This is a genomic window from Lactobacillus fornicalis (assembly GCF_055362665.1).
On record NZ_JBLTIM010000020.1, the window covers coordinates 1 to 18,651 of the forward strand.

Consider the following 18,651-nt stretch of genomic DNA (forward strand, 5'->3'; position numbering starts at 1 on the left):
AAACTATTTTACGGTCTCAAGAATTTATAAAGATATAGATTTATTTTAAATTTATCTTTCTGAAAGCGATTTCTGATATATAATTAATATATGAATAGCTAGTTCAGTATTTGGACTAGTCAATAATTTGGGGAAGAATTACTATTCATTATTTTGGAGGAATAAAAATGGCAACATCTGAAGCACAAAAGCGTGCAAACCAGAAGTGGCGCTCACATCATAAGGACAAGCAACAAATTTATAATCATCGGTCTACTGCAAAACGATTTGTTAAATTATATGCAAATTTACATGACTTAGATGTTTTAGATGAAATGATAAAAGAGCGACGTGGTGAATTGGAGAAGTTAGGGTAAACCTAACTTTTTTCTTTTTGTATATAAGTAAGCGGTTACACATTTTGGCATAATATAGCTGAGATGCTAAAAAGGAGAAGAAATATGAAAGAATTTAATTTTGATTTTGTGAAAAAATCGCACTTATTAGAAAAAGTAAATCTACAAATATCTAAAATTTCTAATTTTTATCAAAATAAGCAGTACAATGAGATGTTTTTTAATATTAGACGTGATGTGGAAAAGTTAGCTGCTTTATTAGTTGAACAGGCACATTTAGTATCAGATGAGAATCAAGGTTTTGGTTTAAGTGGAAAAATTAAAACTTTGCGCCAAAATGCTGTTTATCCGGCAACAATTATGCGGTTATTTGATCGATTGAGAACATATGGGAGTATAGCTGTTCACTCAAGTATGAACATTGATGAATATACTGCGCAACTTGCATTACAAAACTATCATGATTTACTTGTCTTTCTGGCTAATTATCATGATGGATTAAATGCAAAATATGCAGATATTTTATTAAAACGGGTACAGCGAAAAAAAGTTACAGCATAATACTTGCATTTTAAATTAATGCGTGATTAAATAATTGATAAATAAATGAACAATAACTAAAAGCAAAAAGACGAGTAGATTAATTCATTCTTACAGTGAGCTGACAGCTAGTGGAAAGTTAGCAGACCCTGAATTTTTTGAAAAACACTTTTTTATGCTGCGAGGTCGAATTCAGTAGGCCAAGACGTAATCCCCAACGTTATCTCGGGACAGATGTGATTGCATCTGATTTAGAGTGGTCATTGTTTGACAAGTTGGGTGGTACCGCGGAAAGAGCCTTTCGTCCCTTATACAATTGGGGATGGAAGGCTCTTTTTCATTCCAAATTTATTTTTTAGGAGAAATAATTATGAAGACATTTATTCCCGCTGATTATAAGGCAACACGTAGTTTAAGAGAAACAGAAGAAGCAATTCGTGATATTAGAGATATTTTTCAGATTGAATTAGCAGAAAAGTTGAACTTACTTCGAGTTACAGCTCCTTTATTTGTTAAAAAATCATCTGGTTTTAACGATAACTTGAATGGTGTTGAACGTCCAGTTGCGTTTGAAACTAAAGAAGAACCTGATGAAGATTTGCAAATTGTTCATTCACTTGCTAAATGGAAAAGATTCGCCTTGAAGCGATATGGCTTTAAAATGGGTGGAGGTCTTTTCACTAACATGAATGCAATTCGTCGAGATGAGGATACAGATAATCTACATTCAATTTATGTTGATCAATGGGATTGGGAAAAAATTATTGCTAAAGAAGATCGGACAACTGAGTTCTTGAAGAAGACTGTTAAAGATATTTATTCGGCAATGAAAATAACTGGTAAGAAGGTCACTAAAAAATATGGAGATATTTTTGAATTTCCGGAAGATATTTATTTTGTAACTAGTGAAGAATTAGAAGCTCGTTGGCCAGAACTTACTGCTAAAGAACGCGAAGATAAAATTTGTGAAGAATATAAAGCTGTGTTTGTTATGCATATTGGTGGTAAGTTACCATTGACTGGTGAACCACATGACCTTCGAGCACCAGATTATGATGATTGGAAATTAAATGGTGATTTGTTATTTTGGAACCCAGTTCTAAAATGTGCATTTGAAGTTTCTTCAATGGGAATTAGAGTTGATGAAGAAGCCTTGAAACGACAACTTACTCTAACTGATACTTTAGATAGATTAGAACTGCCATTCCATAAAATGCTGATGGATGGCGAATTACCTTACACAATTGGTGGAGGGATTGGTCAATCCAGATTTTGTATGTTGCTTTTGAAAAAAGCTCATATTGGTGAAGTACAAGTTAGTGTATGGCCTGAAAAAACAATAAAAGAATGTGAGGCAGGTGGTATACACCTACTTTAATCCTGGAACATGATATAATTATCTAAAATCATGTTTAAGGAGAACAAGATGGCAGTGAAGCAACATATAGATTTGGATATTGGGTTAACTACTCCTGAAGTTAGTAAGAGAATAAAGCAAGGATTAGTTAATGAGGCAACTGATAATCAGTTTAAGTCTAATTGGCAAATTATTGCCGAAAACACTTTTACTTACTTTAATTTGATTTTTGCGATTTTGGCTGGATTGTTAATAGTAGTTGGCTCTTATCGTGATTTATCTTTTTTGCCAGTTATCATTGCTAATACTATCATTGGGATAGTTCAGGAAATCCGTGCAAAGCATGTTTTATCCAAATTGACAGTAATGAATGAAGCTGAAGTTCTTGTTATTCGCGATGGGAAAAAAATACGACAACCAATTGAAAAATTAGTGCAAGATGATGTCGTTATTTTGAAAACAGGTGATCAAATCCCTGCTGATGGTAGAGTTTTAGCTGGTGAAGCAAGAGTTAATGAGGCATTGCTTACGGGTGAAGCTGATGAAATTAAGAAAACTATTGGTTCAGAGTTAATGTCTGGAAGCTTCCTAGTTTCTGGGGAGATTTATATGCAACTAGAAAAAGTTGGTAATGAATCTTATATAGCTAAATTAACTCTTGAAGCTAAGGCTATGAAATCAGTTGAACAAAGTGAAATGGTTCGTTCCATTAATAAAATTATCAAGTGGGTTGGTATCATCATTATTCCTTTGGGGATAGCACTATTTTCTCAAAGTTATTTCCTCAATCATGCTGGTTTAGCAGATAGTATTACTTCTATGGAAGCTGCAATTATTGGAATGATTCCAGAGGGGTTATACTTATTGACTACCATTGCATTAGCTATGGCTGCAACAAGGTTAGCACGAAGACAGGTAATGCTACATAATATGAAAAGTGTGGAAACTTTAGCCCGAGTAAACGTTCTTTGTGTAGATAAAACTGGGACAATTACTGAACCGGTCATGACAGTACAAAAAGCAATTACCAGTAATAATGTAACAAGTAGTGATTTAAATAAATACTTAGCTGACTTTTCTGGTAATATGCCAGTTGATAATGAAACAATGAAGGCAGTAAGTGAAAAATTTAAGACACGCTTATTTCAAAAAGCTAAGCTGATTGTTCCGTTTACTTCTGTGAATAAATATTCCGCAGCAGTTTTTGAAAAATATAGTTTAGTGTTAGGCGCCCCAGAAATGGTATTGCGAGCTGATTTTGAAAAGTATCTTCCAGAATTTCAAGCATATGTTGAATCTGGATATCGAGTAGTAGTTTTTGCTAAATATCCCAAAGAAATTTCTGAAAACTCTCCTTTAACAGAATCTGTATCTGTATTGGGTTATATTTTAATTAATAATCCTATTCGCAAAGAAGCACCAGCAACTTTTAAATATTTTGCGAAACAAGGCGTTGATATTAAAGTGATTTCAGGTGATAATCCTGTTACAGTTTCTCGAGTTGCTAGAGAAGCAGGAATTAGAAATTCTGAGAAATATATAGATTTATCAAAATTTAATGGTGAATATAAAGATGCAGTAAAAGAATACACTGTATTTGGGAGAGTTAAACCTGACCAAAAAAAGAATCTGATTTTAGCACTTAAAGAAGTTGGCAAAACTGTTGCTATGACAGGTGATGGAGTCAATGATATTTTAGCAATGAAAGAAGCAGATTGTTCTATTGCTATGGCTTCAGGTAATTCTGCAGCTGTGCAAGCTTCTCAGGTAGTGTTGCTTGATTCAAATTTTGCAAAAATGCCAGATGTTGTTAATGAAGGTAGACGAGTTGTTAATAACATTGAACGAAGTGCAAGTCTATTTCTTGTTAAAAATATCTTTTCATTTTTAATGTCAATAATTTCATTAATGTTGACTGTAAATTATCCTTTGCGTCCATCACAAATAACGTTGATTAGTGCCTTTACAATTGGCCTGCCGTCATTTTTATTGGCTTTAGAAAGTAATCATAATATTATTCGTGGTAATTTTATTGCCAATGTTTTATCTAAATCAATTCCAGGGGGCTTAACGGACATGTTGGCTGTATGGGTTTGGATTGCAGCTAATATGGCACTAGATTTAGGACATAAAGACTTATCAACTACTGCAACTATGGTATTAGTTGCTGTGGGGATGATGGTTTTATATCATATTTCTGAACCTTTAAATCAATTCAGGTTAGGGGTAATGGTTATAGCTTTCTTTACAATTGTTGTATCGATTGTATTCTTCCATCATTTCTTCGCACTAACCATGATTTCAGGTAGATCGATATTCTTATTATTTGTTTTGTTCTTTGCAGAAGTTTCAATTTTTAGATGGCTATCGGCAATAGCTGATGGTATGGCTGAAGTAGGAGCAACTTTAGTACAAAATGGGCGAGAAACGACATTTGCACAGGTAAAGGCAGCTTATAAGCGAGGGAAAAATGATTAATAGAATATTTTGTTAGAAAGTGTCTAGAAAAAAACTAACTTTTGATAAAAGTTGAAAATAAAAAAGTTGATATATCAAGGTTTTATATAACCAAGATTATCAACTTTTTTGCGTTATAGGAGTTTTCTATGAAAACTATGCTCCTAAGATGTGAAAATAACTTAAAATAATTCCTAAAACTAATACAAATAAAATTACTTTTGTGGAAGTCATCTTTTTTCTGCCTAAAAGCCAGTAAACAAATGCTACTAATAATACTGGAATTAGAGAAGGCATAATTTGGTTTAAAACAGTTTGCAATTTTAAGGTTACTTTTCCAGCAGAAAAGACAAATGGAACATCTGCTTTAATTACCGTTGGAATTAATGCGCCAACAACTGTTACACCAAGCAAAATTGCGGAGTCAGTAACGGCATTTAACTTCCCTTCGGCGGAATTAATTAATTTTTCTCCTTGGTAGTAACCCATTGGTAAAATTGCAAATCTTGCAAATAAAATAAAAATATTTACCAATAACCAGATAATAGCTCCTAAAGCATTTCCTTTCAGCCCCATGTATGCTCCAATTGATCCACAAATAGTTGGGATGATTACTCCAAATATTGTATCACCAACCCCTGCAAGTGGCCCCATTAATCCAGTTTTAATACCAGCAACAGTTTCTTTTGCTTTGTAACCTTGATGTTCTTCAATTGCTAAATCCATTCCGATAATAAATGGGCCAGTAAAAGCATTCGTATTAAAAAATTGAGAATGCATTTTCATCATATCTACAAGTTCGTCATCTTGATAGAATCTTTTTAAAAATGGTAATACAGTATAGAAATATCCTGGTGCCATCATTTTTTCATAGTTCCAAGATAATTGACTTGCCCAAAGCCAGCGCCAATTTGCTTGAAATAAATCTTTTTTTGTTAATTTAGTATTAGTCTTCATATTCACCCTCCGCATTTTCATAACTTGTAGTGTTTGTTTGCATTGTAGGGGTATTTTCTCGTTTGTAATTCAAAATTGCTAGTGCAGCACCGAGCAAAGCTACACCTAGCATTGGCATTTTTAGATAGGCTGCAGCTAAGAAACCAATTATCAAATATGAAATAAATTTTTTTGTTGGTAAGTAGCGTAATAAAATAGCAATCCCCACAACTGGCAAAATTCCACCAGAAACTTTGAGCCCATTTGTTAACCAAACTGGAACAACACGTAAAATTGTTTTGACAATATCATTGCCGATTACTAATAAAATAAAAACAGGAATTGCTCTGGATAAGCCCCAAGATAGAAAACCTAAGTAAGCATTGCGACTTGCCACTTTTGTATTGTTATTTTTGATAGCTTGATCCATTTTATGTTGAAAAATTGTATTAAAAAATCGTGCTAAAACATCAAGTTGTACCATTAATAAGCCAACTGGAACTGCTAGGCCAATAGCAAATTGAGTACCTTTGTTTGTTAAAACAGCATAAACTGTTCCCACTATTGCACCTGTCATAAAATCAGGCATACTTGCTCCACCATATGTTGAAACACCGAGAACCATTAATTGTAGTGTTGAGCCGACAACTAGACCTGTTTTTATGTCTCCCATTATAATTCCGGAAATCATTCCAATTAAAAGAGGGGAGTTAATTGTTACTAAAGTAAGCTGATCTAATATCATCCAAAAAGCTAAGGCTGTTAATAGAATAATTTGCCACCATGCAATCATTAATTTTGTCCTCCAATTTCGTTACTTTTAAGTAAGTTCATAAAATCTTCTCGTGCTTCACTAGGTATCATTTGATGATATATAGTTAGTCCTTTGTCTTCTAAGTATTTAAAATCTGCAATATCACTATCTGTTACAGCGACACTTTTTGCGACTTGCTGAGATCCTTCCTTGGTTGACATATTCCCAACATTGATTTCTGGTAACTTAACTCCCAAATCAACTAGTTGCTTTAAAATCGCAGGTCTTTTTACTAAAATTAAAACTGTTTGCCCTTGATATTGTCCTTGTTTGATTCTTTTAGCTGCTCCTGCGGCTGTTAGGATACTTAAATGAATACCATTAGGGCAAGCTGTTTTAAGAGCAGTTTTTTGAATGGGACTTTTAACAATTTGATCATCAATTACCATTAATCTTGTTAGTTTTAAAGCATTAGTCCACATAGTCGCAACTTGTCCATGAATTAAACGTTCATCAATTCGAATAAACATAGCAGTTTTTTGAGTGGTACTTTTAGTTATAGTGCTAACCTTGGTTTTTTCTTCCGGCTTTTTTTCTCCTAATAAGCCACTTGTTTGTGCTACTTGTTTATATGCATCAGAGAATGGAGTTCCACTTGCAACTGCCAAAAGTAAGGCAAAAGATAAACCTGTATATATCTTTACTTCTGGATGTTGAGCTTGAAACCTAATTGCAGTATTTGCCGGAGTTCCTCCAGTAAAATCTACAATAATTGCATCTAATTTTGTAAATGTTTGCGCTGCAATTTCGATTGCTTTAAGTAAATCATCCTGATTCATGGTTTGCTTAAATTCGATTGCTTTTATATTTTTTAACTGGCCAAGAATCATTTCACAACTGCTTAAAGTTGCCTTGGCGTAGCTTCCATGACTAATTAATAATAAATTAGGCATATTTTCGCCTCCAAAATCAATCTGTTACTGATTATATACTAATAGCTAGAAAAAGCTAACCAATTTTTCAAATATTGACATAAACCTTATGATAAATTAGCAAGAATTATGACTAGACCAATTTCTGAAACCTTGCAGTTGTTAGTTTGTAATCGCTTTACAAAATAAAGATATATAATTGAGAAAAAATAGCTTTGGTATAAACCACTTTTTAGTGTTTTTGGGTGTAGACTGGTAAAATAAAAACAGATAAATTTTACAAGAAGATATACATTTTTATTTATATTGGATTTTCACAAGAAAACCGTACTTTTTGCCAAAGTATTCTTAAAAAGTAAATGTTTTCTAACAAGCAGAGGAAAAATTATGGAAGAAGATAGAGAATTAATTTATTCTGATACAGATTTAGCCCAATCGTTAAAAGAAATGGGGATAAGTTCTACTGACACTTTGTTAGTAAATTTACGGATGTCTGCACTGGGAATTTTTCCAGGGAAACAACAGTCTCTTTTTTCCGCTCTGAAGTTATTAGTTAAAGATGGCAATATTATTTTGCCAAGTTTTAGCTTACATTTGAAAGAACCACAAGTTAGGGCAGAGTTAAAAGAAAAAATTATGAAAAAAATGCCAGCATTTGATTCTGAAGCTACTCCAGTAACAGGGTTAGATTCTTTTATGGAATACTTTCGAATGCAAAAGGAAGTTTTACGTGACAATCATCCAATTTATTCTTTTTCAGCATGGGGGAAAGACAAAGAAACAATTGTAAAGCCCCATACTTTTGATTTGCCATTTGGGAAACAAGGGGTTTTAGGACATTTACTGAGATTGAACGCCAAAGTGGTGTGTTTAGGTACAAATTTTGAAACATGTTTAGCACCTTACTTGGCAGAATCAGAAATATCACGGCCTCTAATTCAAGAAAAGGCCCCTGTATTAATTGCAGGTGAAAAAGTTTGGGTAAGCTTCAATAATGTGGAATTAAATAAATATCATGATTATGAAGATTTAGGAACTCATTTTTTACAAAAATATCCTGTTAAGATTGCAAATTTACCTGCAGGTCAGATTTTGATTTTTAATTTACAGGACTTTGTTAATTTCGCTTGTGATTGGTATCAAAAAAAGGATCGAGTTCATTTGCTTAATGCTGGGTGGAAAGGGCCAGAAATTTAGTGTAAGAAGCGTATCTTTGGACATTGAAAGCGAAAACATGATAAGATGATTATAGATATATAAAAAAGGTGGGCTGTTTATGGCAATTATTTTAACTTCTATCTTTGTTGTTTTCGTTTTGGTTTGTGCGTATATCTTTTCACATCATATTATTATTCAAGATAATGAATAAAAAATAGGATTGGGTTTAACCAATCCTATTTTTTACTTAAATTTAGCACTTAATGCTAACTCATCAAATTTTTCAAAAAACTTTTTCTTATCTGCCTTAGTAACTAAAGTCATTGGACGTCCTTGTTCAGATTCAACTAAGCGTCCAGCAGCTGCACCTTGGGTCAGAACATATGATTTGGCTTTTCGAGTTTCGACTAAATCAGGATAAAGGGCTGATAAAGTAGTTAAGACATCCCATAAATAATATTGATTACCAGGTTGAGAAGAAATGATTAAACTATAGCCTAACCCAATTAAATCCATTGCAGGATAACGTCGTAAACTAGCAAAATGTTGTTTAAGCTCTTCATTTAATGGAATTTCTTCAGTGCTTTCGAGGCCAACCATCTGAATGTCAATATTTGAATTCCAAACACGTTCAACTGCTTCTGGATCCCAAAAAGCGTTCCATTCTTGAGTTGTGTCATAATAAGGAACAAATACATTTCCATGACCGTCTAATGAACCACCCATCCAATATAATTTATCAATTTTATTTTCAAGGTTTGGTTCATAATCAAGAGCCCGAGCTAAATCCGTTATCGGACCAGTCATTATTAAAGTTGTCTTTTCAGTTTGAGCCATAATTTTTTCGGCCATATCAATATGAGCAGGATTTTTAGCGGCTGGTGTATTAATTGTGCCATGTTCATTCAAAATCGGAAAGCTGTTAAATGTAAAGGTGCTTTGACGCCATTCTTCTGGGAATTGGTGATGGGCACGTGAATTAGACATAGCTACTTCTAATTGATGGTTGAAAGTATTGAAACGATCAATAATTTTTCTGCTAGCTTCGCATGATGCAATCACATCACCATCGCCATCAATGGCACTGACTCCAATTAAGTTGATATCTGGAGCTTGTAAAAGTAAAAGTAAAGAAACTAAATCGTCTGTATTTCCATCGTGATTAAAGTAAATGTTCTTCATTTTGGTAACCTTTCATAAAAAAACTACTATCATTATACATGATAGTAGTTGAAATAAGAACGATTTCACTAATTTTTATTTAATAGACTGTGTTTATAACCATATAAGAAATAGATAATTATTCCCAAACTAAACCAGATTGCTGCCATAATATAAACATCAATATTAAGTTGGGTTAATAAATATAGACAAATTAATCCAGAAAGAATTGGTAAAACAGGGTATCCTGGCATTTGGTATCCATTATTTGGCAGATCTTTTCTTTTTCTAAGTGGCAAGATTCCAAATGAAACAAATGTAAATGCCAATAAAGTGCCAAAGTTTACCAGGCTAGTTAATTGATCTACAGAAAAAACTCCAGCTCCTAAACTAATAACAATAGCAACCACCCACAAACTAAGCTGAGGGGTTTTATTTTTTGTTGATAATTTAGCAAGTGATTGTGGTAAAAGACCATCACGTGCCATTGCATATACCAATCTAGAACTCGCATAAATCATAGTTAACATCATAGTTGCCATACCTACTAGCGCTCCAAATGAGAGGAGTTGGGCAATCCAGTCTTGATGAGCGAATTGTAAAGCGAAAGCCACGGGATTTGCTACATCAAGTGCTTTATAGTTAACCATTCCTGTAAGTACAATTGAAACTCCCATATAAAATAGGGTTGCAATTAATAAAGTACCAATAATGCCAAGGGGCATATTTTTTTGAGGATTTTTAACTTCCGCAGCGGAACTTGATACACAATCAAAACCTAGAAAGGCAAAGAATACAGTAGTTGCACCTTTTATTACTCCAGAAAAATGATATGGAAGAAATGGTTGATAATTGGCTGGTTTAATAAAGTTGGCACCAACAATTATAAATAAAACTATAATTGCAATTTTTAGAATAACAGCAAAATTATTAATTTTTACAGAATCCCGCATTCCACGAGACAATAAGAGTGTAATTAATAAAACAATCCCAATAGCAATTATGTCAACATAAGTTCCCTTGCTTGGATTAAAAGAACTTACAAATGCAGCTGGTAATTTAATATTAAATGGCGCTAAGAATGATTGAAAATAGCTTGACCAACCGGCTGCAACTGCAGCAACGGCTAACATATATTCCAAAATTAAGGCCCAACCTAATATCCAGCCAATAATTTCACCATAAATAATATTTCCATATGAATATGCACTCCCAGCAACAGGCATAGTTGAACTAAATTCAGCATATGACATAGCGCTAAGAACACATACTAATGCAGCAAGTAAAAATGACAGGGTCACACCAGGCCCAGCATAATTAGCAGCTACAGTTCCAGGTAGAATAAAAATTCCAGTCCCGATAACTGCACCAACACCTAAAGAAATTAAATCTTTAGCAGTTAGCGTTTTACTAAATTTATGATCTTGGGCTAGGTATTTATTAATGCTTTCTTTTCTAAAAATATTCATTGATAAACCTCACCTCATTAAAATTGAAAAAATTTATTTATATATTATAACGTTTAATATCTTTTTAAGCTAGTTTGAAAGTGTAAAAGCTCAAGCTATTTGCTATAATTTTGATTGTATTAGAGGAAAAAGAGGTTATAACATGAAAAAAGAGTTTTTTAAAAAAAGGGATTTTAAGAAAAAAATTTTAATAAGTTCAGCTGTTGCTGCTAGTTTGTTAAGTGTTGGGAATGCATCACAATTGGTTAAAGCAGCCAGTACTTCTTCCTCTCAGACTGATCAGCAGTCACAAGTTTATAGCTGGACTTTTAAGGGCTTAGGTGATACTAAATTTGCCACAATTGAAATTAATGGAAGTAATTTAAATGTGGTTGCAACTGGTGTAGCACCACACGTATATTGGAAAAATAGAAATTATGCTTTTGTGAAGGTAATACGTGATAATAAAGTTATTTATGAAAAAGATTTTATTGGTAATAAAGGTGTTAAGTTCAATGAAAATTTTACTTTAAAAAAAGGTGATAAAATTGCAATTTATCACGCAGAACCAACTAGATTGATTTCATCTATGAAATTTAGATCGAGCTTTTCGGTATCTACCTTTTATTATGAATATACTGGGGCAGGAGAGATTAGTAACCAAACAAATTTTGAAAATTTACAGACCCAACTTAATACTTTATTTACTTCAGATAAAGATGATGAATTATCTACAAAAGCATCAAAAGAGCAGATTAGTGCTATTAAGTTAAATTTTATTCTTTCAACAGGATTAACTGCCGAACAAAAAAGTATAATTAAACAAAGATTAGCAACCGCTAATCGCTTATTTGATGAAGCTGCAGATTTAACTTCAATAAAAAAGGATCAAGTTCAAAGCAAAAGTTTTTATGTATTACCGACTCAATCAGATAGCAATGCTGAAGGTAGACAAATGGGAACCTCCCAAGATAGACAGCCTTTAGGAATTATTTTGACTGAAGGAAGTACTATAAAAATTCGACAAGTTAATGATAATTATAAAGGGCAGGTAAATGTTGAATTAGTAGGCTATGCTTCAGCAGAAATTAAATCAACATCTGTTGGAAGTGATTGGGTTGAAATAACTGCTACCAGAGATGATGCTGTGGTCTTTTTGAAAACCCCTCAATCAAATGCTACTTCTGTTCAACCTAAATTAGAGTATGAGTTAGTGAGTGGTGTTGCGCCAGCTTTACCAACTTTTACTGCTACGAATAGTCAGACAGATGTTTTAAAGCAGTGGCAAAAAACAAGAGCTGCATTTGCACTAATCGAAGCGAATAATATTAATATTTTAGTTCCGCTAAGTGACTATAATCTTGTAGCTAAAACAGATATTAAACAACTTATTGATCAATATGATAACCAGGTTTTTAAACTATATAACTATTTGACTGGATATGATTATAATGATAATCCTGATAAGAACGTCAAGGGAAAATATTTCGTAATGTCGGATCAAACAGGATCAGGTGCGGGTTATTATTCAGGTAGGCTCACGGCACAAAATGGTAAAAGTGTTAGTGCCTACCTAAGTATAAATTGGTTACCACTTCATGAAATAGGTCATGGATATGAAATACCAAGTGATGGATTATGGATTCGAGATTCATTTAACAATATTTTTGGGACTTTATATCAACTTGAATATGAAAAAGATAATTTTGAGAAAAAATCATGGTTATTATATGGTCAAAAGTTTGCCAGTGTTAATGATTTTATTAAACAAGTAAAATCTGGAAAAGATTTTAATGGACTAAACTTTTTTGGAAGATTACATTTTTGGATGAATCTGGCATATAACTTAAAAGGGATGGATGCCTTCCGTAACTTCAATATTTACTATAAAGAAGCTGCAAGAAAAGGTTTAAAATTTAAATATATACCAGATGATTGGGTTAGAGTTTATAAAGATAAATATGGTCTTAATGTTGCTCCATATTGGCAAACTATTAATGAAAAAATAGATACGACACTTGAAAGTAATGTATATAATTTACCTGCAGTAGCAATGATTTATCAGGTTGTCCCAGATGATTTGATTGATAGTGCTACTAAAGTTAATACATTAATTTCTAAATTGGGATTAACTGATAATTTACTAGCTTCTCAAGGCATGTTAGTTACAAATCAAACTTTGGCAAAAGCTGGTTTAACAAGTGATATAACTTTAAGAATTGCTGATTCTAATTTTGATGCAATTAATGGTAGTACATTATATGTAAAAGATGGAAACCAAGTTATTAAAACAGTTAAAGTTGACAGTCAATTGGTAAGTTTAGGTTCAATTGCAAATGGTATTTATACATTTAGAAGTTCAGTTGATGGTTTGAACTTTGTAAATAAATATTTATATGTTAAAGATTCAGGAATAGTAGATGAAACTATAGATCCTGATAGTATTGGTAGAAAAACAAGTTCAACTAAAGAAGTATCACAGAGTGAAAGTGTTGCCAAAGAAGCAGAAACTAGTCCCGAGGCTTCAATGGAAGATGATGGTGCGCTTCAACCATTTGGCTCGAGTGAATCAAGTGGTAATGAAAGTAGTGAAGCGAGCTCAAGTGAACCAAGCAGTAGTGCAGGCAGTGAAACGAGCTTAAGCGAATCCAGCAGTAGTGCAAGTAGTGAAGCAAGCACAAGCGAACCAAGCAGCAGTGCAAGTAGCGAAACGAGCTCAAGTGAATCCAGCAGTAGCGCAAGTAGTGAAGCAAACACAAGCGAACCAAGCAGCAGTGCAAGTAGCGAAACGAGCTCAAGTGAATCTAGCAGTAGTGCAAGCAGTGAAGCAAGCACAAGCGAACCAAGCAGCAGTGCAAGTAGCGAAACGAGCTCAAGTGAACCAAGCAGTAGTGCAGGCAGTGAAACGAGCTCAAGCGAATCCAGCAGTAGTGCAAGTAGTGAAGCAAACACAAGCGAACCAAGCAGCAGTGCAAGTAGCGAAACGAGCTCAAGTGAATCTAGCAGTAGTGCAAGCAGTGAAACGAGCTCAAGTGAACCAAGCAGTAGTGCAAGCAGTGAAGCAAGCACAAGCAAACCAAGTACTAGTGCAGGCAGTGAAACGAGCTCAAGTGAATCCAGTAGTAGTGCAAGTAGCGAAGCGAGCTCAAGTGAACCAAGCAGTAGTAGTGCAAGTAGCGAAGCGAGCTCAAGTGAACCAAGCAGTAGTGAAAGCAGTGAAGCAAGCACAAGCGAACCAAGTACTAGTGTAAGTAGTGAAGTGAGCTCAGGTGAATCAAGTACTAGTGCAAGTAGTAGTGAATCCAATCCAATTAATAGTAGTTTGAATGATGTTGATAAAACTATTAATAAAAGCTTGATTACTTTTTTAATAACTAATACAAAAACTGATAAGCAAGTAACTGAAAAAAAGAAAAATAAGACTATTGCAAATCCAATTATGAATAAAGCACCTAAGCATATAAAAGGATTGAAACAACCAAATAAGTCGGTTGCTTCCAAAAATCAAAAACAAGAAAAGTATACTTTTAGTTGGATACCAACTTTGTTGGGATTTTCTGCCTTAGTTGCAGCAATATATGGAATATTTAAATTTAAAAAATAAATAAAAGAGGTGTCTGCCACTTTATCAGGTAACAGACACCTCTTTTATAATTACTTCTTTATTCTCTTTTTATACCAATATACGCAACCAATTCCAAAGGCAATAACTAATAAACCAGCACATAAAATTGCATAATCATCAATTATTTGAACAACGATATCCCACTTGGAACCAAAGTAAAAACCAAGAGAAGATAAGACTGTGTTCCAAATTAATGATCCTAAAAAAGTAAGTCCAACGAACAACGACAATTTAACTTGTGCAGTTCCAGCTGGAATTGAAATTAAACTTCTAATTATCGGTACAAATCGTCCATAGAAAATGGCCCCTTTTCCATGCTTGTTAAACCAAGCTATTGTTTTACTGACGTCATCTTCTTTAAAACCAAGCATTTTGATAAATTTATTATTTACTAATTTCTTTAGTCTTACTTCAGTAAAAAGCGAACCTATATAATATAATATTAATGCTCCAAGAACGCTTCCAATTGTTGAAGCAAGAACTACTTCCCATAATGACATTTTCGTATGTAATGTCAAAAATCCCCCAAAGGAAAGAATTACTTCAGAAGGGATTGGAGGAAAGACGTTTTCAAGTGCAATTAGAAATAATATTGCCCAAAAACCAAACTGATTGATTAAGCTAATCATCCATTCAGTCATAAATATTCTCCTTTTCCTATATCTTACTTTTAATTATAGGGAAGTAAAACATAAAAAGCCATTTTAAAGCAGTTTCATGCTAGACTAGAAAAGTAGAATATAAAGGGAGTGAATTTTTTGGCTAATCAACTTATTGAAAATAAATTGAAGTTATTACCTGAACAACCAGGCTGTTACTTAATGAAAAATATCAATGGCACTGTTATTTATGTTGGTAAGTCTAAAAATTTAAAAAATCGGGTTCGTTCATATTTTAAAAGTAAGCAAGTTGGCCGAAGAGCTGAATTAGTTAAAGAAATTGCTGATTTTGATATTATTACAGTAACATCTGATAAAGAATCTTTTTTGCTCGAAATAACGCTGATAAAAAAATATCAACCTTATTACAATGTTCAATTAAAGCAAGGTACTGGCTATCCTTACATTGAAATAACTAATGAAAAAGATCCTCAAACACGCTTAACTTCAATTGTTCATAAAGATAATGGTTATTATTTTGGACCTTATCCAAATGTTTATGCCGCCCAAGCAACATTGCGTTTTATTCAAAAGGTTTGGCCATTAAGACGTTGCAATGGTCATCAAGGCCGACCTTGCCTGTATTATCATATGGGGCAGTGTTTAGGTGCATGTTTTCAAGAAGTTCCGCGTAGCAAATATGAAGCACAAATAGCAAAAATAAAGCGTTTTTTAAATGGTGATATCACTCAGGTGAAGCAAGAATTAACAGAAAAGATGCAAATTGCAAGTGGTAATTTGGAATTTGAACGAGCTGCTGAAATAAGAGATCAATTAAGATATATTGAACAAACTGTTGAAAAACAAAAGATTATCTCTAACGATCATACTCAACGTGATATCTTCAATTTTTATGTAGATAAAAGTTGGATATCTGTTCAAATATTCTTTTTGAGGCAAGCTAAACTTTTGCGGCGAGAAACTAAAATGTTCCCTTTGATGGACTTATCAGATCCTAAAGATGAATTTATGTCTTTTATTGTTCAATTTTATAATCAGAAGAATCGAATTTTACCTAGAGAAGTTCTTGTTCCTGAAGGGTTAGATAATGATAATTTAAGTGAAGTCCTTGGTGTAAAGGTTCGGACTCCACAACGCGGAACAAAACGTGATTTACTTAAAATGGCTAAAGATAATGCCAAACTTAAATTAGATGAAAAGTTCCGGCTTCTTGAGTTGGGAAATCGTAAAACTAAAGGAGCTCAAGCAGAAATCTTTCAAGCTTTGGGTCTGCCATACGGTCATATCATAGAGAGTTTTGACCATTCCCATATTCAAGGGACAGATCCAGTTTCCGCTTGTGTAGTTTTTAAAGATGGAGAACCTTTCAAGACTGCTTATCGTAAATATAAATTAAAAGGTGAAGTTGAACATCAAAATGGTGCTGATGAAGTTGGGAATACACGTGAAGTCGTAAGACGTCGATATAGCAGAATGTTGAAAGAACATTCTCAATTGCCAGATTTAATTTTAATGGATGGTGGTCAGATACAGGTAGATGCGTGTCTAGATGTTTTGCGCAATGAACTAAATTGTGATATTCCTGTTGCTGGTATGGTTAAAGATAATCATCACCACACCAATCATTTAATTTTTGGTGATCCAATTAATGGTAAACCTTTAGAACTTATCCCGATGAATCCTAAATCAGAAGGGTTTTATCTAATGACAAGAATTCAAGATGAAGTTCATAGGTTTGCGATTACTTTTCATAGACAAACACATGCTAAGAATTCACTTGCAAGTAAATTAGATGGAATTAAGGGAATAGGACCTAAAAGTCGTAATAAACTACTTAAGAAATTTGGCTCATTGAAAAAAATTAAGGATGCGTCTGTTGAGGAGTTACAAGATGCAGGCTTAACCTTACCACAGGCTCAATCTGTAAAGTTAACTTTATAGTTTTTTTGAAGATTTTATTTAATTTGCTTTGTCAATATGGTATGTTTAATTAGTTGAAATTGATTTTAGAAAGAAGGGAAATTATGCCAACTTTTGTTGATCAAACTAAAATTGAAGTCCAAGCTGGTAAAGGTGGCGATGGTATGGTCGCTTTTCGTCATGAAAAATATGTTCCTAATGGTGGACCAGCTGGTGGTGATGGTGGCCGAGGCGGTAGTATAATTTTTGTTGCTGATAGTGGACTTAGAACCTTAATGGACTTTCGTTATCGTAGAAAGTTTAAGGCTGATAATGGTGAAAATGGTCGAATTAAGTCACAATATGGTCGAGGAGCTAAAGACTTATACTTAAAAGTTCCAGTTGGTACGGTTGTAAGTGACTTCTTTACTGGTGAAATCATTGGTGATATGACCAAAAAAGGTCAGGAATTAGTGGTTGCTAAAGGTGGTCGAGGTGGCCGTGGAAATATTCACTTTGCAACTAGCGTTAATACTGCACCTGAAATTGCAGAAAATGGTGAACCGGGCGAATTTAGAACTCTAAAACTTGAGCTTAAAGTTTTAGCTGATGTTGGTTTAGTTGGTTTTCCATCTGTTGGTAAGTCAACACTTCTTTCAGTTGTTACCAAGGCAAAACCAAAAATTGCGGCTTATGAATTTACAACTTTAACACCAAATTTAGGAATGGTTGTTTTAAATGATGGTCGAGATTTTTCAATGGCCGATCTTCCAGGTTTAATTGAAGGGGCCAGTCAAGGTGTCGGCTTAGGAATTCAGTTTTTGCGTCACGTTGAAAGAACTAAGGTTATTTTACATTTAGTTTCTATGGATCCTAATAATGGTCGAGATGCAGTTGAAGATTATAAGATTATTCGTAAAGAACTAAGTAATTATACTGCTGATTTAACTAAAAAACGTGAGATTATTGTGGCTTCACAGATGGATATTCCAGGTAGTGACGAAAAATTTGCAGATTTTAAACAAGGATTAGAAGAGCTAGGAATTGAAGAGCCAATTTTTAAAATCTCTAGTGTAACTCATCAAGGACTTGAACCTTTAATGAATAAGGCCGCAGACTTAGTGGCTGAAGTTGAAGCTAGTCAAGAAGTGGAAGAAGTAACTACTGAAGAAAAGAACTACAAATTTAAGCCTGAAGTTGATGAAAGCTTTAAGGTTGAACGTGTTGGCGAACATGAATTTGTTGTTACTGGTGCAAAAATTGAACGTTTGGTTCAAAGAACTAATATTGAACACCAAGATGGTATTATGCTTTTAGCAAGAAAATTGAAAAATATGGGTGTTGATGATGCACTTAGAGCCAAAGGAGCTGTCGATGGAGACGATGTAACAATTGGCGACATTTCCTTTGAATTTGTCCAATAAAAAGG

The 18,651-nt window shown here is 33.7% G+C and carries 14 protein-coding genes and 1 other annotated feature; of the genes, 8 read left to right on the forward strand and 6 right to left on the reverse strand.

The annotated features are described in order from the left end of the window. Positions 1 to 167 precede the first annotated feature (167 nt). The 4 genes from ACNDLV_RS05205 (at position 168) to ACNDLV_RS05220 (ending at position 4,710) form a co-directional block, all read left to right on the forward strand. Positions 168 to 356 (forward strand): hypothetical protein, encoded by a 189-nt coding sequence (locus ACNDLV_RS05205; RefSeq protein WP_006587207.1) that lies wholly within the window; start codon positions 168 to 170, stop codon positions 354 to 356. Positions 357 to 440: 84 nt separating this feature from the next. Further along, positions 441 to 896 (forward strand): DUF4145 domain-containing protein, encoded by a 456-nt coding sequence (locus ACNDLV_RS05210; RefSeq protein ID WP_022091125.1) that lies wholly within the window; start codon positions 441 to 443, stop codon positions 894 to 896. A gap of 56 nt (positions 897 to 952) precedes the next feature. Continuing rightward, positions 953 to 1,187: a binding site (T-box leader), on the forward strand. Positions 1,188 to 1,245: 58 nt separating this feature from the next. Then, the gene (gene asnA / locus ACNDLV_RS05215; RefSeq protein ID WP_006587209.1) at positions 1,246 to 2,253 is read left to right on the forward strand and encodes an aspartate--ammonia ligase; all 1,008 of its coding nucleotides are present in this window, start codon (positions 1,246 to 1,248) and stop codon (positions 2,251 to 2,253) included. Positions 2,254 to 2,283: 30 nt separating this feature from the next. Next, positions 2,284 to 4,710, forward strand: a complete 2,427-nt coding sequence (locus ACNDLV_RS05220; RefSeq protein WP_006587210.1) for a cation-translocating P-type ATPase — start codon at positions 2,284 to 2,286, stop codon at positions 4,708 to 4,710. 135 nt (positions 4,711 to 4,845) lie between these two features. Here the strand turns inward: ACNDLV_RS05220 and ACNDLV_RS05225 are convergent, their stop codons facing one another. Genes ACNDLV_RS05225 through ACNDLV_RS05235 form a run of 3 tightly spaced genes read right to left on the reverse strand, consistent with a single transcriptional unit; the run spans position 4,846 to position 7,332 of the window. Beyond that, positions 4,846 to 5,661, reverse strand: coding sequence for a PTS system mannose/fructose/sorbose family transporter subunit IID (locus ACNDLV_RS05225; protein WP_180363085.1), 816 nt, complete (start codon positions 5,659 to 5,661; stop codon positions 4,846 to 4,848). After that, on the reverse strand, positions 5,636 to 6,418 hold the full coding sequence (locus ACNDLV_RS05230) for a PTS mannose/fructose/sorbose/N-acetylgalactosamine transporter subunit IIC (RefSeq protein ID WP_048588190.1): 783 nt from the start codon (positions 6,416 to 6,418) through the stop codon (positions 5,636 to 5,638). The genes ACNDLV_RS05225 and ACNDLV_RS05230 overlap by 26 nt, the downstream gene beginning before the upstream one ends. Continuing rightward, on the reverse strand, positions 6,418 to 7,332 hold the full coding sequence (locus tag ACNDLV_RS05235; protein ID WP_006587213.1) for a PTS sugar transporter subunit IIAB: 915 nt from the start codon (positions 7,330 to 7,332) through the stop codon (positions 6,418 to 6,420). Before ACNDLV_RS05235 ends, ACNDLV_RS05230 begins: the two co-directional genes overlap by 1 nt. A gap of 366 nt (positions 7,333 to 7,698) precedes the next feature. Between ACNDLV_RS05235 and ACNDLV_RS05240 the strand changes: the two genes are divergently transcribed. Then, positions 7,699 to 8,508, forward strand: coding sequence for an AAC(3) family N-acetyltransferase (locus tag ACNDLV_RS05240; RefSeq protein ID WP_006587214.1), 810 nt, complete (start codon positions 7,699 to 7,701; stop codon positions 8,506 to 8,508). Between the two features lie 204 nt (positions 8,509 to 8,712). Here ACNDLV_RS05240 and ACNDLV_RS05245 read toward each other — a convergent pair whose 3' ends face one another. Both ACNDLV_RS05245 and ACNDLV_RS05250 read right to left on the reverse strand, forming a co-directional pair. Beyond that, on the reverse strand, positions 8,713 to 9,651 hold the full coding sequence (locus ACNDLV_RS05245) for a nucleoside hydrolase (RefSeq protein ID WP_006587215.1): 939 nt from the start codon (positions 9,649 to 9,651) through the stop codon (positions 8,713 to 8,715). Positions 9,652 to 9,719: 68 nt separating this feature from the next. Then, positions 9,720 to 11,099, reverse strand: a complete 1,380-nt coding sequence (locus tag ACNDLV_RS05250) for an APC family permease (RefSeq protein ID WP_006587216.1) — start codon at positions 11,097 to 11,099, stop codon at positions 9,720 to 9,722. Between the two features lie 142 nt (positions 11,100 to 11,241). On the opposite strand from ACNDLV_RS05250, the gene ACNDLV_RS05255 reads away from it, so the two are divergent. Continuing rightward, complete coding sequence (locus ACNDLV_RS05255) at positions 11,242 to 14,682, forward strand: putative mucin/carbohydrate-binding domain-containing protein (RefSeq protein WP_081328299.1); 3,441 nt, start codon at positions 11,242 to 11,244, stop codon at positions 14,680 to 14,682. A 50-nt stretch (positions 14,683 to 14,732) separates the two neighbouring features. On the opposite strand, the gene ACNDLV_RS05260 is transcribed toward ACNDLV_RS05255, so the two are convergent. Next, positions 14,733 to 15,344: a DedA family protein gene (locus tag ACNDLV_RS05260; RefSeq protein WP_006587220.1), complete on the reverse strand. Its 612-nt coding sequence runs from the start codon at positions 15,342 to 15,344 to the stop codon at positions 14,733 to 14,735. A gap of 117 nt (positions 15,345 to 15,461) precedes the next feature. Here ACNDLV_RS05260 and uvrC point away from each other — a divergent pair, with 117 nt between their 5' ends. Together uvrC and obgE are read left to right on the forward strand one after the other, a co-directional pair. Continuing rightward, positions 15,462 to 17,264 (forward strand): excinuclease ABC subunit UvrC, encoded by a 1,803-nt coding sequence (gene uvrC, locus ACNDLV_RS05265; RefSeq protein ID WP_006587221.1) that lies wholly within the window; start codon positions 15,462 to 15,464, stop codon positions 17,262 to 17,264. A gap of 83 nt (positions 17,265 to 17,347) precedes the next feature. Then, positions 17,348 to 18,646 (forward strand): GTPase ObgE, encoded by a 1,299-nt coding sequence (gene obgE / locus ACNDLV_RS05270; protein WP_006587222.1) that lies wholly within the window; start codon positions 17,348 to 17,350, stop codon positions 18,644 to 18,646. Positions 18,647 to 18,651: the final 5 nt, after the last annotated feature.